The following is a 14,447-nucleotide window of genomic DNA, read 5'->3' as shown; positions in this document are numbered from 1 at the left end:
GACAGCACCAGGGTGAAGACGCCCGCTCGCCCCATGTCGCCGCGTCCGGCGGGCTTGTCATGCTGCACATGCTTCTTATGTCCGGTTTGCGGAGGGGATGGGCATGACGGCTGAGGTGCGGCTTCCCCTGCGGGAGCGGGTGCCGTTCGGGCGGTGGGGGCCGCTGAGGGTCGCGGCGGATCCGGCGACCTGGCGGGCGGTGCCGTACCTGCTGGGGAGCATGGTGCTCGGGGGGTGCTACTTCGTCGGGCTGGCGTTCGCGATTCCGGTGTCGGTGGCGTTCATCGTGGTCTGGGTGGGGTTGCCGCTGCTGGTGGTCACCATGTTCCTGTGGCGGGGGGCCGCCATGGTGGAGCGGCGGCTGGTGCGGTGGTCGTTCGGGGTGGAATTGCCGGATCCATACCGGCCTCGGCCGGGCCGGGGGTTCTGGAACCATGTCGGGTGGCTGTTCCGGGATCCGGCGACCTGGAAGGACCTGGGGTATCTGCTGCTGCTGTTCCCGGTGGGTCTGGTGGAGTTCGTCGCCTCGGTGCTGTTCTGGTCGGTGTCGATCGGCCTGATCGTCGGGCCGATCGCGGTCGTGCTCGACGGCGAGTGGCTGTCGGTGGGGGACTTCCGGGTCGACACCATGATCGAGGCCGTGCCGGTGACGATCCTCGGGATCGCGCTGCTGTTCACCGGCCTGTACGCGATCCGCGGCCTGGCCTGGCTGCACGGCGCGCTGGCCCGGCTGCTGCTCGGGACCGACGAGACCACCCTGCTGGCGGCGCGCGCCGACCGGCTACGGGCCAGCCGCGCGCGTGGCGTGGACGCGGCCGAGAACGAGCGCCGCCGGATCGAGCGCGACCTGCACGACGGCGCGCAGCAGCGGCTGCTGGCGGTGGCCCTGGACCTGGGGCGGGCGCAGGCCAAAATGGACGCGGAGCCGGAGGTGGCGCGGCAGCTGCTGGCCAGCGCGCACGCGGGGACGAAAGCCGCCATCGCCGAGCTGCGTGACCTGGCCAGGGGGATCTATCCGGCCATCCTCACCGATCGCGGGCTCGACGCGGCCCTGTCGTCGCTGGCCGCGCGGGCGCCGGTGCGGGTGGACGTCTCCGTGGAGATCACCGACCGGCCGCCGCCGGCCGTGGAGAGCATCGCCTACTTCATCGTGGCCGAATCGCTCACCAACATGGCCAAACACGCGGCCGCCACCGAGGCGCGGGTGCACGTCAGCCGGCAGGACCTGCGGGTGGTGGTCGAGGTGGCCGACAACGGGCTGGGCGGGGCGGTCGCCGTCGCGGGGGGCGGGCTGGCGGGGCTGGCCGACCGGGCCGCGACCATCGACGGGATCCTCACCGTGGACAGCCCGCCGGGCGGGCCGACGCTGGTCCGGGCAGAGCTGCCCTGCACGTGGTGAGCTCTAGGCTGGACGGCATGCGGGTGGTGATCGCGGAGGATTCCGTACTGCTCAGGGAAGGGCTCACCCGGCTGCTCGAAGACGGCGGGGTGACCACGGTCGCGGCGGTGGGGGACGGTCCCGCGCTGGTGGCGGCGGTCGAGGAGCACCGGCCTGACCTGGCGGTGGTGGACGTGCGGATGCCGCCCTCGCACACCGACGAGGGGTTGCGGGCGGCGTTGGAGGTGCGGGCCAGGCGGCCGGGGTTCCCGATCCTGGTGCTGTCCCAGTATGTCGAGGAGCGGTACGCGACCGAGCTGATCGGCGGCGGCGCGTCCGCGGTCGGCTACCTGCTCAAAGAGCGCATCGCGGACGTGGCCGAGTTCTTCGACGCGGTACGGCGGGTGGCCGGCGGCGGGACGGTCATCGATCCCGACGTGGTGGTGCAGCTGCTCAGCCGGCGGCGGCTGCCGCGGGAACGGCTGACCGCGCGGGAGAACGAGGTGCTGGCGCTGATGGCGGAAGGGCGGTCGAACGGGGCCATCTCCGCGCGAATGGTCATCTCGGAGGGGGCGGTCGAGAAGCACATCTCCAGCATTTTCCAGAAGCTGGAGCTGGATCCCGCGCCGGACGACCACCGGCGGGTGCTGGCGGTGCTGGCCTTCCTGGGGCATTGATGCATTCTGGGCATACTCGCCGGGCAGGTTTTTCGGCAGGCTTGCCGGGCGTGGATTGGCGGCATGAAAACGCCCCCGTGCCCAGGCCCGGACACGGGGGCGCGTATTCAGCCGGCGAGAGCTACTTCACGTCGACGAACTTCGACGGAGACCACGCCTTGTTGGTCATGCTCGAACCGGTGGCGCCGAGCCGCCAGTAGCCGTCGTACTTGGGCTTGACGGTCTTGCTGTACTTGCCGGAGTTGTTCGCGCCCACGTAGCCGACGAACTTCCAGGTCGAGGTGCCCTTCTTCTTGAAGTAGAGCTTGAGGATCTTCTTCTTCCACGCGCCCCAGGAGGTGTACCCCCGGTAGACCTTGCCGTAAAGCTTGGTCGACTTGCCCTTCTTCACCTTGGTCGGCGAGGCCACCAGCGTGATCTTCGACTTGGCCTTGCTGGAACCCTTGGTGACCGTGAAGCCGTCCACGAAGGCGTAGGTCTTGCTGCCCCGGGTGACGGTCGCCTTGAGCTGCCACGAACCCGCGTTGGTGTCGTAGTCCATCGAGGTCGAGCCGTGGTAGGAGTCGTCCGACTCCAGGCCGGTGTTCAGCGAGTAGTAGTCGTCGTCGTCCTTGCTCTCCAGCCGGACGTCGGTCACCTTCTCCTCGCCGGCCGCGGCACCGCGCTCCAGCTTGAAGGCGACGTAGACGTCGATCTCCTTGCCCGACTTGAGCGCGACCGTGCTCGGGTCCACGTTCATGTTCGTGATGCGCGTGGCCTTGGCGACCGTGAACTCGTGGCTCTTCTCGTCGTCCTTGACCGCGCCGGTGGCGTCCGGGGTGACGGTCACCTTGAGCGTCCACTTGCCGGAGGTGGTCGGCTTGTCGGAGGAGGTGATCGGGATCGAGCCGTTCACTTCGACACTGGCGAGCGGGGAGGCCCCGGCGCCGAGGTCGGGGATGGCGGTGACGGTGGCGGCCGTTCCCGCGCCGCTCGTCGCCTCGCCTTCCTTGTAGAAGACCGCCACGACCTTCGGCGCCTTTACGCCGGTGTACGTCGGGCTGGTCAGCGTGAACTTGAACGGCATCTTGTCACTCCCGGTGGGAGGGACGAACGTGTCGGCGACCGTGATGGTGCCGATGACGCCGGCGAAGGCATTGGCGGGGGAGGCGACGGTGATGGCCGCACCGCTGCTGAATACCGCTGCCCCCGTTACGGCCGCAAGTACCAGCCGCAGGGTCTTCCTCATGTTGGATGGCCCCTTACATCAGTCAATTGGAGGGAAAAGTCGGGCTTTTGAGCCTAGTGGGGCTGGTGAGACTCGTCCAGCCAAAGGGATTAATCTACCGGAAAGTGGGAAAGCCCGCACAGACAACGTGTCTGTGCGGGCTTCCCGATTTGAGCTAGCGAACGTCTACATATTTGTAGGCCGACCACTTACCGAGCGTGAGCGACGTCGCGAACGCGCCAACACGCCAGTACCCGTCGTACTTCGGCTTCACCGTCTTGGTGAACTTGCCGGAGTTGTTCGCGCCGATGTAGGCCGCGAACTTCCAGGTCTTGGTGCCCTTTTTCTTGAAGTACAGCTTGACGATCTTCTTCTTCCAGGGGCCCCACGAGGTGTACCCACGGTAAACCGTGCCGTACATCTTGACGGACTTGCCCTTCTTGACCTTGGTCGGGCTCACCGCGAAGGTGACCTTCGACTTGGCCTTGGAGGTGGTGCCCTTCTTGACGTCGAAGCCCTTGACGAAGGAGTACGTCTTGGCGCCGCGGGTGATGGTGAGCTTGGCCTGCCAGCGACCGGTCGAGGTGGAGGAGTCCATCGAGACGTAGTCGTAGTAGGTCTTGTCGTCAGCCTCCATCCCCGTCTGCAGCGAGTAGTAGTCAGAGGTGTCGTCGCTCTCGACGCGCGCCTCCTTGAGAACCTCGCCGCCCGCCTTCTCGATGACGGCGCGGACCGCGACGTCAACGGAGGTGCCCGACTTCAGCGTGACCGTGTCGGGGTCGACGTCGAAGTTGCTCACCCGGGTGGCGGCGGCGACGGTGAAGTCGGTCGCCTTGGTCCAGCCGGTGGTCGGCGCGACCGTGGCGGCCGTGTCGGTCAGCGCGAGTTCAAGACGCCACTTGTCGCTGGCCGTGTCGCTGACCGAGACCGGGATGACGCCCTTGACCACAGCCTCGTTCGGGCTGGGAGCGGTCGACAGCGCGGCCGGCTGGGTGACGGTTCCGTTCGCCCACACGATCGAGCTGGCGGTGTCGTCCTTGGTGAAGTGGACCCAGATCTTCTTGTCCGGCTGACCGGCCGCAGTGTAGGCGCCGGTCACTTTGACGGAGAAGTCGATGTTGCTAGAACCACTCGGCGGAAGGAAGGCGTCTACGAACGCTACTGCGTCCGATGAGAACGCAGCATCCGCACTGGCGGGGGTTGCGGTGATGGCCACACCGCTGGCAATGATCGCCACCCCGCTCACGCCTGCAAAGAGGTGCCGCAGGCTTTTCCTCATGGATTCCCCTTACTTAGGTCATTTTGAGGGAAAGGTCGGGTTTGAGCACGTGAGCCTACTGGGGCTGGTGGGGCGCGGTCCACCTGATCATGAGGGTTCTCATGGAGTTCCCAGGCTCCCGATGACCGCCCGGGAATGCGGAGTGGCCTGGGAAGGTTCCAGCATCTGGCACACTGGTAGCCGAACCGCAGCGGTTCCGGTTCCCGCCCCCAGGCTGGCAGAGGCGACCCGGCGACCGCCCCTCGGAGAGGAAATAGGTATGAAGCCCGACATCCACCCCACGTATGTCGTCACCAATGTGACTTGCACGTGTGGGAACACGTTCACCACGCGGAGCACCGCCACCAGCGGTTCGATCCACGCCGACGTCTGTTCGGCCTGCCACCCGTTCTACACGGGCAAGCAGAAGATCCTCGACACTGGTGGCCGAGTTGCCCGCTTCGAGGCTCGCTTCGGCAAGAAGACCGCGGGCAAGTAGCTTCCTACCAGACGCCGGCTCGGATTCGTCCCTATTTGTCAGGGGGCGAACCCGGGTCGGCGTTCTTGGTGACTGGGCTCCGGCAGCGCATCTTCTTCCACGAAAGGACGCACGGTGAATCTCGACGAACTCATCGGCGAGTACACAGATCTCGAGCTCAAGCTCGCCGATCCGGCCGTGCACGCCGACCAGGCGAAGGCGAAGGCGTACGGCAAGAGGTATGCGGCGCTCACCCCCATCGTGGCCACCTACCGCGAGCTGGACAGCGTCCGCGAGGACATCAAGGCAGCCAGGGAGCTGGCCAGCGAGGACGCGTCCTTCGCGGCCGAGGCCGACGAGCTGGAGCTGCGGGTGCCCGCGCTGGAGGAACGGCTCACGCACCTGCTGGTGCCGCGTGACCCCAACGACGACAAAGACATCATCATGGAGATCAAGGCGGGCGAGGGCGGCCAGGAGTCGGCCCTGTTCGCGGGCGACCTCCTGCGGATGTACACGCGCTACGCCGAGCGGGTCGGGTTCCGCGCCGAGATCATCGACGCGCAGTACTCCGACCTGGGCGGCTACAAGGACGTCACGGTCGCGATCAAGGCGAAGAACGGCGCCTGGGGGAAGCTCAAGTTCGAGGGCGGCGTGCACCGGGTGCAGCGTGTCCCGGCCACCGAGTCGCAGGGGCGCATCCACACCTCCGCCGCCGGCGTGCTCGTCTACCCCGAGGCCGAGGAGGTCGACGTCCACGTCGACCCCAACGACCTGCGCATCGACGTCTACCGGTCCGGCGGTCCCGGCGGGCAGAGCGTGAACACCACCGACTCGGCGGTCCGGATCACCCACCTGCCGACCGGCGTCGTGGTCTCCTGCCAGAACGAGAAGAGCCAGCTGCAGAACAAGGAGTCGGCGATGCGCGTGCTGCGCGCCCGGCTGCAGGCGCTGGCCGAGGAGGAGGCCAACGCCGCCGCGATGGCCGAGCGCAAGTCGCAGGTGCGCACCGTGGACCGGTCGGAGCGGGTGCGGACCTACAACTTCCCGGAGAATCGCATCTCCGACCACCGGGTGGGCTTCAAGGCCTACAACCTGGACCAGGTCCTCGACGGCGACCTCGACGCCGTGATCCAGGCCCTGATCGACGCCGAGCTGGCGGAGAAGCTGGCCGCCCACTCGTAACCTTTGGACCCATGTGAAGCCATGACCTTCCTCCTGGACGAGATCGCCCTCGCCACCGCCCGGCTCGCCGAGGCCGGTGTGCCCTCGCCGCGCACCGACGCCGAGGAGATCGCCGCGTTCGTCCACGGAGTCAGCCGGGGGCGGCTGCACTCCGTCAAGGACTCTGACTTCGACGCCCTGTTCTGGGAGGGAGTGGCCCGCCGCGAGTCCCGGGAGCCGCTCCAGCACATCACTGGAAGGGCATACTTCCGTTACCTGTCGCTGGAGGTCGGGCTGGGGGTGTTCGTGCCGCGCCCGGAGACCGAGGTGGTCGCCGGCTGGGCCATCGCCCGGCTGAGCGAGATGGACGTGGCCTCCCCGGTGGTGGTCGACCTGGGCACCGGCTCCGGCGCGATCGCGCTGTCGATCGCTCAGGAGGTGGCGCTCGCCCAGGTGCACGCGGTGGAGATCGACCCGGTGGCGTACGGGTGGGCGAAGCGGAACATCCTCGAACACGGGCAGGGGCGCACCACGCTCCATCCTGAGGATCTGGCCGACTGCCTGCCGGAGCTGGACGGGCAGGTTGACCTGGTCATCTCCAACCCGCCGTACATTCCGCCGGGGGCGGTGCCGCGCGACCCCGAGGTCCGCGACTACGATCCCAGCCGCGCGCTGTACGGCTCGGGCCAGGACGGTCTGGACGAGGTCAGAGCGGTGGAGCGCACGGCCAGGCGGCTGTTGCGGCCCGGTGGTCTGGTCGCCGTGGAGCACGCGGACGAGCAGGGCAACGCGGTCTACTGGCTGTTCTCCGAGGACAACGGGTGGCGGGACGCGAGACTCCGGCAAGATCTGACCGGACGGGATCGTTTTGTCACCGCGAAGTTCGGTCAAGAGTGAGGGATGTCATGAGTCGTCGGTATTTGTGTGCGAACCCGGGTGAGCGGGCGTCGGGCCTGATAGACGCGGTCTCGGCGGTCCGCAGCGGTGAGCTCATCGTGCTGCCGACCGACACCGTGTACGGCATCGGCGCCGACGCGTTCACCCCGACCGCGGTCTCCGCGCTGCTGGAGGCGAAGGGCCGGGGGCGGGACATGCCGGTGCCCGTCCTGGTCGGGACCGTGCGCGCGGCCAACGCGCTGGTGGAGGGGCTCGGCTCGTACGGGCAGGATCTGGTGGACGCCTTCTGGCCCGGCCCGCTGACCCTGATCTGCCGGGTGAACCGGTCGCTGACCTGGGATCTCGGCGAGACCAAGGGCACCGTGGCGCTGCGCATGCCGCTGCACGGTGTGGCCCTGGACCTGCTCAAGGAGACCGGTCCGATGGCCGTCTCCAGCGCCAACCGCTCCGGCGCGGTCCCCGCCGTGACCGCCGCCGAAGCCGAGGAGCAACTCGGCGAGTCCGTCGCCGTCTATCTCGACGGCGGACCGTGTGAGGACAGCGCACCCTCCACGATCCTGGATCTCACCACACCGGTCCCCCGGGTACTCAGGAATGGTGCCATCCCCGCCGACAAGCTCAAGGCCATCGTGGGCTATCTGGCGACCGACTGAGCCCTGCTCCGACGCGGGTGATCTAGCGAATCACTGAGCCCTACTGCGACGTGGGCCGCCTGGCGACCGACTGAGCCCCTTCTGGCGTGGGCTGTCCGGCGACCGACTGGGCCTTGGTCCTGATCCCTGATGTCCGGGGGCGATTCATGCCATCTGGCTATCGCCTCCTCGTCCGGCGTCCGCCGAAGCTACCGTGAATCAAGGAAGCGCGCCCGGCCGCTGCGCCCGCAGCCAGCGCGACCATTGACGCTGACTTCTCGCGGAGCGTGCTCATGGCGAAGCTGGACGGGATGGACCCCAAGCTGGTCCGGGAACTCCTGGCACAGATCACCCGCGCGGGCGAACAGATGGACCTCGTCGAGGCGAAGGTGGCCCAATTCACCCGAACCGCCGGCGTCCCCATCCGCCCCACCCACCGCCCCTCCCAGATCGCCGACGCTGGCGCCACCATGGTCAGGGACGTCTCCACCCGCCTGGCCCTCCTGGAAAAACGCGAAAAGCAGGACCCCCCACCACGCCCCTCCACCGACGACAAACCCCCTTCCGGCGGCCCCGCCTCCGACTCCACCCAGCCAACCCCCGGCGACGACTCAAAGCAGCCGCCACCTGCGAAGGACGAGTCGGAGAAGCCGCCGTCCAAGGGCGAAAGCGAGCAGCCTCCGCCATCGAAGGACGAGCCGGAGAAGCCGCCTGCGAAGGGTGAGAGCGAGCAGCCGCCGCCCTCCAAGGACGAGCCGGAGAAGCCGCCCTCGAAGGGTGAGAGCGAGCAGCCACCACCTGCAAAGGACGAGTCGGAGAAGCCGCCGTCCAAGGGTGAGAGCGAGCAGCCACCACCTGCAAAGGACGAGTCGGAGAAGCCGCCGTCCAAGGGTGAAAGTGAGCAGCCGCCGCCCTCCAAGGATGAACCGGAGAAGCCGCCGTCGAAGGATGAGCCGGAGCAGCCGCCGTCGGAGGACGACTGTGAGAAATCACCGCCGTCCAAGGGCGAGTCGGAGCAGCCGCCGCCCTCCAAAGGTGAGTCGGAGCAGCCTCCGTCGAAGGGTGAGAGTGAGCAGCCGCCCTCCAGGGGCGAGGATGAGCGGCCGGTCGAGCCGAAGCAGCCTTGTGATGACGATGCGACGCCGGACACCCAGCGGAAGGATCACCGGGACGACATCGATCAGACCGGTGGGCGTCAGGTGATCATCGTTGATGGCGTGAAGGTGGTCAGTACTCCGCTCAACCAGCCGTCGGACGCGTATCTGGCCTGGCTGAGCGAGCACATGCAGGACATTCAGCCCATCGACACGCCCAACACGTTGGACGGCGTCTACATCACCACCAACGGTGACGGCCCGCACCCGACCGGCCCCGCCGGCCTGGTCCAGCCAATGACACCGACCGTGCCGTTCGACCCGCCCCAACCGGGCCTGGCCCCCGGCGACCCGCTGGGCGAGTACATCGGCACCCCGGAGGACAACCTCACCGAGGACCCCTCGGCCGCGTCTCCCGGAACGGCCAACCCATCCGTGCCCGGAACAGCCAACCCGGCTGTGCTCACCAGCCCGGACCCCACCCCAGGCAACCCGCTCGGCGACTCCACCGGCACCCCGTCCGACAACTTCGCCGCCGCACCGTCCGACGACCCGTCGATCATCGGCCCCACCGCCCCACTGGGCGAAGGCGAGCCCTCAGCCCTCGGCTCCGGCGGCGACCTACCCGCCCAAAACCCCGGCCCCAACCAGGACCTCCCCAACCAGGACCAACCACGCGACCAGGAACAGCCGCCGAACCAGGACAATTCGCGAGGTCAGGAGCAGCCGCCCAACCAGGATTACCCGCGAGGTCAGGAGCAGCCGCCCAACCAGGATTACCCGCGAGGTCAGGAGCAGCCGCCGAGCCAGGGCGACCCGCGGGGCCAGGAGCAGCCACCAAGTCAGGACTATCCGCGGGGCCAGGAGCAGCCGCCGAGCCAGGACAATCCGCGAGGCCAGGAGCAGCCGCCGAGTCAGGATTCGCCCAGGGGGCAGGAGCAGGATCCGCCGCGGGATCAGAACCAGCCGCCGTCGCAGAATCCGCCGGGAAATGGCGGGGACGACTGTCCGCAGCCGGGGTCCTCGGGGAGTGCGGCGTCTGGAAACAGTCCGGCCTCGTCCAATGGATCGGGTTACACGCTCGATCCTCGGGCGCTCGCGGCGCAGCAGCCCGGGGATGTGCTCTCCGTACCGGCGAATCAGTTGGATGACGACGCGCTGCGGGCGCTGATCGCGCTGCATGAGAACGTCGGGCCGATGGATATACCGGGTATGTCGGGTGGTGATGCCTGGGCGGGGTCGCTCGATCCGGAGCCTGTTCTGCTGATTGGTTCTGGGGAGGAGATTGACCCGAGGGCGTTGGCGGCGCAGCAGCCTGGTGATGTGTTGTCGGTTCCGGCGAAGCCGCCGACTGATGATGCGCTTCGGGCTCTCATCCAGCTGCATGGCGAGATCGGGCCGATGGACATGCCGAGCATGTCGGGTGATGATGCCTGGGCGGGGTCGCTCGATCCGGAGCCTGTCCTGCTGGTCGGTTCTGGGGAGGAGATCGATCCGAGGGCGTTGGCGGCGCAGCAGCCTGGTGATGTGTTGTCGGTTCCGGCGAAGCCGCCGACTGATGATGCGCTTCGGGCTCTCATCCAGCTGCACGGGGAGATCGAGCCGATGGACATGCCCAGCGTTTCGGTGCCGGCGGGGGAGTGGGGCACCGGTGAATGGGCGCCGATGACGATCACTCCCGATGGCCCGGTCGGTGTCGTCGAACCGAACGATCCAGATCAGCCGATTCCCGCCCCAGGCGCGTAGACGCAGACGTAGGAGAACATGTGAGTTACGTCGACCCCCCCGCGCCGCGACCGCTTCAGCCGGGTGAGACGCCGCCCGCGCCGTCCAGCTCCGACCTGCTGGTTCCGGGCGGTCAGACCACCACCTGGGTGTTCAACCCGGAGTACCAGCGCCTGGTGGACCTCTGGTTCCAGGTCCTCCCGCTGATGGAGCAGCTCACCACGTCCCTGGACAAGCCGTACCAGATGGCCAGGAGCACCGATGTGTGGGACGCGCCCGTGGCGAAGCGCTATGTGCAGGACATCGGCGAGTGGCGTAATCGCCTGGGGCTGTACCGCCAGGCGGTGCTGACCGCGATCAGCGACGAGGCGGCGGACACGCCGCGCTGGGTGCCCAGCAAGGCGGGGGCGCCGCACGCCTACTCCTGACGCACGCCCACCTCCGACGCCCACCTGCGCGTGACACACGCCTACTTCCGACGCGCGCCACGCGCAGGTGCGCGCCTATGCCCAAGCGCGCCTACCCCCGCGCGCGCCCGCGCGTGGCGCGTGAAGGTATGGCCAAGGGTCGTTCGTGCTTCAAGTGGCGTGCAACCGGGGTGCGCTAGCGTCGGGAAACCGGTAAGCGCCCAGATCGCGCATCCGAGCGAATGTTTCGTCGGAATCTGTGTCGTTTTACCGTCACAACTGGTCCTTCGATCCGGGAAACTAGGTCCGTGCGCGAATACTTCCTTGTGGCGCTCGTCACGGCCGTTGTCACCTATCTGCTGGTGCCTCCGGTCCGGGCCTTCGCGCTGCGCATCGGCGCGGCGCCCGAGGTCAGGGAACGGGACGTGCACAAGGTGCCGACTCCACGCCTCGGCGGCCTGGCGATGTTCGGCGGCATGGCCGCGGGGCTGCTCGTCGCCACCCAACTGCCGTGGGTGGGCGGGGCGCTCGACCAGCAGTCCGGTCAGACCGCGATGGCGCTGCTCGCGGCTGGCGGCCTGATCGTGGTGACCGGCTTCCTGGACGACTGGCTGGGCATGGACGCGCTGGTCAAGCTGGGCGGCCAGATCGCCGCCGGCGGACTGCTCGTCTACTTCGGCGTCACCCTGCGCTACCTGCCGCTGCCGTCGAACATGGGCGGCGAGCTGAGCCTGGACACCAACCTCCAGGTCGTCATCACCATCATGATCGTGGTCGTCACCATCAACGCGGTGAACTTCGTGGACGGCCTGGACGGCCTGGCGGCCGGCATCGTCGGCATCGCCGCGCTGGCCACCCTGGTCTACTCGATGGTCCTGTCGCAGAGCCTGCAGGCCACCCGCATCAACCTCACCGCCGTGGTCGCGTCGCTGCTGATCGGCATGTGCCTGGGCTTCCTGCCGCACAACTTCAACCCGGCGAAGATCTTCATGGGCGACACCGGCGCCATGCTGATCGGCCTGATCCTGGCCACCTCGCTGGTCACCATCATCTCCTCGGTGCCGAGCGCGGCGCTGCAGGTCAACCGGTTCCCACTGCTGCTGCCCGTGCTCCTCCCCGTCGCCGTCATGGTGCTCCCGCTGGCGGACCTGATCATGGCGGTGGTCCGGCGAACATCGGCGGGTCAGTCCCCGTTCGCCCCGGACCGGGGCCACCTGCACCACCGGCTGCTGGACATCGGCCATTCGCACCGCCGCAGCGTCCTGATCATGTACGCCTGGACCTTCCTGTTCGCGTTCGCCCTGGTCGCGCTCTCGGTGGAGGGCGTCCCCGTTGAGGTGTTCCCGCCGATCATCGCGGTGGCCATCGCCATCCTGGTGCTGCTGTCCCGGCAGCGCTGGCGCACCACCGGCAGGAACGGTCGCGGCGGCCAGCACGCCGCCCATAGAATGCCCCCGCCTGCCGACTCCGCCGACACCCCGTCGGGCCCGGCCGCGGCCACCGCCACCCCGAGGGCCACGGCAACTACCGGGTGAAATGCCCCGAAAAAGCAGGTAAAGACACTCCCCATAGAGCTTGTGATAGCTTTCACTAACAGGGTCCCCTCTGTGAGGGGAAGCAAACGCTCGGTTGACAACAGGCTTTGGGAGTCGTGATGCAGGCCAACGACGTGCGCGTTCTTAAGGGCGCCGCCGTGCCTACAGTGCTAGTGGGACTGGTCGTCGCCGCGGTGGCGGCCGTGCTGGCGGGATTCCCCGGCGCGCTCGGCGCCGTGATCGGCCTGCTGGTCGTCGTCGCATTTTTTACCATCGGCTTGGTGGTTGTCGCCTACGCGAGCCGGATCTCCCCGATGATGATGATGACCGCGGCCGTGCTGAGCTATCTGGTCAAGGTCATCGTCCTGATGGTGCTGCTGAAATCCTTCGAATCGGCCACCGCCTTCGAGCCTCGCGCCTTCGGCTGGGCGGCCATCGTGGGCACCGTCACCTGGACGGTGGGTGAAATGCGTGGGTTCATGAAGTTGAAGCTGCTCTATGCAGACCCAGATACGAAAGTCCCGGGTTCCGATGGCGCATGACGGGGCCCGATATGACTAGTCACCCCCGCGCCTGCTATCGTCGGCCCCGCGATGAGCGATGGGAAACTTCGGCCCGAGGACGACGGCCGCGACTTCGCCAGCGCCGCTTGGTCGATCCCCAGCTACCTGCTCGCCGGGATGATCTTGTATGGCGGCGCCGGCATGTTGCTGAGCCGTTGGACCGGCGTGGTCGCGTTCACGCCCATCGGACTGATCCTCGGCGTAGCGCTCGCTGTCTACCTGGTCTACCGCAAGTACGGCAGCTAGCCCCTCGCTGTCCAAGCGACGAAGCCTCTTTGACGATCCACTATCACGCTGAAGGGAACGCCGCGTGAATACGCTGACGGTCCTCGCTTCCGGGGCTTCCGGGGCTTCCGAGGATGTGTTCACCCCTCCTGGCCTTGAGCTCTTCGATTATCCTCCGCTCATCGCCGGGGTGTCCTGGTTCACGAAGCCGGTCCTGCTCGCGCTGCTGAGCACGCTGATCGTCGTGATCTTCTGCTGGTCCGCCTTCGCCAAGCCGAAGCTGGTGCCGCGCGGCGTCCAGAACGTCGGCGAGATGGGCTACATGTTCGTCCGTGACCAGGTCGCCCGGCCGTTCCTCGGCAAGGACGCGGACCGGTGGATGGGCCTGCTGCTGAGCATCTTCTTCATGGTGTGGATCTGGAACCTGATGGGCGTCATCCCCATCATTCAGTTCCCGGTCGCCTCGCACATCGCCTTCCCGATCGTGCTGGCCATCAGCATCTACGTGCTCAAGATCTACCTGGGCATCAAGCACCAGGGGCCGATCGGCTACTTCAAGAACATGATGTTCCCGCCGGGCCTGCCCAAGCCGATCTACGTGCTGCTGGCCCCCATCGAGTTCCTGTCGAACCTGATCATCGCGCCCTTCACGCACGCGGTCCGACTGTTCGCGAACATGTTCGCCGGTCACATCATCCTGGCCTTCTTCAGCCTGGTCGGGTTCTGGTTCGTGTTCGAGCATCTCACCCCGCTCGGTGTGGGCCTCGGCGTCGTCGGCGTCGTCATGACGATCGCGATGACCGCGTTCGAGATGTTCATCCAGTTCCTGCAGGCCTTCCTGTTCGCGATGCTGGCCGCCATGTACATCGGCAACTCGCTGCACGCCGATCACTGAGTCTTCAGCACCACCAAGTTTGCCCAGACCGGTGGGGATCTCCCATCGGCCCACCCAGTAAAGGAAGAGAAAATGAGCGTCCTCGCTGAGGTCACCGGCTCCCTCGGTTCCATCGGTTACGGCCTCGCCGCCATCGGCCCCGGCATCGGCGTCGGCATCATCTTCGGTCAGGGTGTCCAGGCCATCGCGCGCCAGCCTGAGGCGTACGGCCTGATCCGCCAGAACATGCTGCTCGGCTTCGTGCTCACCGAGGCTCTCGCCCTGATCGGCCTGGTCGCGCCGTTCATGTTCGGTCGGTAACGAACGACTTTCTTG

General features: G+C 67.4%; 15 protein-coding genes. 13 read left to right on the top strand and 2 right to left on the bottom strand.

Annotated elements, in window-relative coordinates; translation table 11 throughout:
* Positions 1-103: 103 nt before the first annotated feature.
* Together Acor_RS22770 and Acor_RS22765 are read left to right on the top strand one after the other, a co-directional pair.
* Positions 104-1,399: a sensor histidine kinase gene (locus tag Acor_RS22770; protein ID WP_155338746.1), complete on the top strand. Its 1,296-nt coding sequence runs from the start codon at positions 104-106 to the stop codon at positions 1,397-1,399.
* Between the two features lie 17 nt (positions 1,400-1,416).
* Positions 1,417-2,055 (top strand): response regulator transcription factor, encoded by a 639-nt coding sequence (locus Acor_RS22765; protein WP_155338806.1) that lies wholly within the window; start codon positions 1,417-1,419, stop codon positions 2,053-2,055.
* Positions 2,056-2,176: 121 nt separating this feature from the next.
* Here Acor_RS22765 and Acor_RS22760 read toward each other — a convergent pair whose 3' ends face one another.
* Together Acor_RS22760 and Acor_RS22755 are read right to left on the bottom strand one after the other, a co-directional pair.
* Positions 2,177-3,283, bottom strand: coding sequence for a hypothetical protein (locus Acor_RS22760; protein ID WP_155338745.1), 1,107 nt, complete (start codon positions 3,281-3,283; stop codon positions 2,177-2,179).
* 154 nt (positions 3,284-3,437) lie between these two features.
* Entirely contained in the window at positions 3,438-4,361 is a 924-nt protein-coding gene (locus tag Acor_RS22755; RefSeq protein WP_155338744.1) for a hypothetical protein, read from the bottom strand.
* Positions 4,362-4,800: 439 nt separating this feature from the next.
* Between Acor_RS22755 and rpmE the strand changes: the two genes are divergently transcribed.
* The 11 genes from rpmE (at position 4,801) to atpE (ending at position 14,432) form a co-directional block, all read left to right on the top strand.
* Complete coding sequence (gene rpmE / locus Acor_RS22750; protein ID WP_155338743.1) at positions 4,801-5,019, top strand: 50S ribosomal protein L31; 219 nt, start codon at positions 4,801-4,803, stop codon at positions 5,017-5,019.
* Between the two features lie 114 nt (positions 5,020-5,133).
* Complete coding sequence (prfA, locus tag Acor_RS22745; protein WP_155338742.1) at positions 5,134-6,180, top strand: peptide chain release factor 1; 1,047 nt, start codon at positions 5,134-5,136, stop codon at positions 6,178-6,180.
* Positions 6,181-6,201: 21 nt separating this feature from the next.
* The gene (prmC, locus tag Acor_RS22740) at positions 6,202-7,056 is read left to right on the top strand and encodes a peptide chain release factor N(5)-glutamine methyltransferase (protein ID WP_155338741.1); all 855 of its coding nucleotides are present in this window, start codon (positions 6,202-6,204) and stop codon (positions 7,054-7,056) included.
* Between the two features lie 8 nt (positions 7,057-7,064).
* Positions 7,065-7,709, top strand: coding sequence for an L-threonylcarbamoyladenylate synthase (locus Acor_RS22735; protein ID WP_155338740.1), 645 nt, complete (start codon positions 7,065-7,067; stop codon positions 7,707-7,709).
* A gap of 272 nt (positions 7,710-7,981) precedes the next feature.
* Positions 7,982-10,528, top strand: coding sequence for a hypothetical protein (locus tag Acor_RS22730; protein ID WP_155338739.1), 2,547 nt, complete (start codon positions 7,982-7,984; stop codon positions 10,526-10,528).
* 20 nt (positions 10,529-10,548) lie between these two features.
* Complete coding sequence (locus Acor_RS22725; RefSeq protein WP_155338738.1) at positions 10,549-10,935, top strand: hypothetical protein; 387 nt, start codon at positions 10,549-10,551, stop codon at positions 10,933-10,935.
* A gap of 287 nt (positions 10,936-11,222) precedes the next feature.
* Complete coding sequence (locus Acor_RS22720) at positions 11,223-12,449, top strand: glycosyltransferase family 4 protein (RefSeq protein ID WP_155338737.1); 1,227 nt, start codon at positions 11,223-11,225, stop codon at positions 12,447-12,449.
* 119 nt (positions 12,450-12,568) lie between these two features.
* The gene (locus tag Acor_RS22715) at positions 12,569-12,991 is read left to right on the top strand and encodes a Cg1360 family ATP-synthase-associated protein (protein ID WP_155338736.1); all 423 of its coding nucleotides are present in this window, start codon (positions 12,569-12,571) and stop codon (positions 12,989-12,991) included.
* A gap of 51 nt (positions 12,992-13,042) precedes the next feature.
* On the top strand, positions 13,043-13,258 hold the full coding sequence (locus Acor_RS22710; RefSeq protein WP_155338735.1) for an AtpZ/AtpI family protein: 216 nt from the start codon (positions 13,043-13,045) through the stop codon (positions 13,256-13,258).
* Positions 13,259-13,322: 64 nt separating this feature from the next.
* Positions 13,323-14,132, top strand: a complete 810-nt coding sequence (gene atpB / locus Acor_RS22705; RefSeq protein ID WP_155338734.1) for a F0F1 ATP synthase subunit A — start codon at positions 13,323-13,325, stop codon at positions 14,130-14,132.
* Between the two features lie 72 nt (positions 14,133-14,204).
* A complete protein-coding gene (gene atpE / locus Acor_RS22700; protein WP_155338733.1) occupies positions 14,205-14,432 on the top strand; it encodes an ATP synthase F0 subunit C in 228 nt (75 codons plus the stop codon).
* The last annotated feature ends 15 nt before the right edge of the window (positions 14,433-14,447 follow it).

The sequence above is a fragment of the Acrocarpospora corrugata genome (assembly GCF_009687845.1).
Classification (GTDB): Bacteria; Actinomycetota; Actinomycetes; order Streptosporangiales; family Streptosporangiaceae; genus Acrocarpospora; species Acrocarpospora corrugata.
The sequence above is the reverse complement of the archived record's forward strand: the minus strand, read 5'-3'. Positions and strand labels throughout refer to the sequence as shown.

Coding starts and splice junctions, on each gene's coding strand:
- prmC (WP_155338741.1), top strand. CDS start 6,202: ATGACCTTCCTCCTGGACGAGATCGCCCTCGCCACCGCCCGGCTCGCC.
- Acor_RS22730 (WP_155338739.1), top strand. CDS start 7,982: ATGGCGAAGCTGGACGGGATGGACCCCAAGCTGGTCCGGGAACTCCTG.
- Acor_RS22765 (WP_155338806.1), top strand. CDS start 1,417: ATGCGGGTGGTGATCGCGGAGGATTCCGTACTGCTCAGGGAAGGGCTC.
- atpE (WP_155338733.1), top strand. CDS start 14,205: ATGAGCGTCCTCGCTGAGGTCACCGGCTCCCTCGGTTCCATCGGTTAC.
- Acor_RS22735 (WP_155338740.1), top strand. CDS start 7,065: ATGAGTCGTCGGTATTTGTGTGCGAACCCGGGTGAGCGGGCGTCGGGC.
- rpmE (WP_155338743.1), top strand. CDS start 4,801: ATGAAGCCCGACATCCACCCCACGTATGTCGTCACCAATGTGACTTGC.
- Acor_RS22710 (WP_155338735.1), top strand. CDS start 13,043: ATGAGCGATGGGAAACTTCGGCCCGAGGACGACGGCCGCGACTTCGCC.
- Acor_RS22715 (WP_155338736.1), top strand. CDS start 12,569: ATGCAGGCCAACGACGTGCGCGTTCTTAAGGGCGCCGCCGTGCCTACA.
- Acor_RS22760 (WP_155338745.1), bottom strand. CDS start 3,283: ATGAGGAAGACCCTGCGGCTGGTACTTGCGGCCGTAACGGGGGCAGCG.
- Acor_RS22770 (WP_155338746.1), top strand. CDS start 104: ATGACGGCTGAGGTGCGGCTTCCCCTGCGGGAGCGGGTGCCGTTCGGG.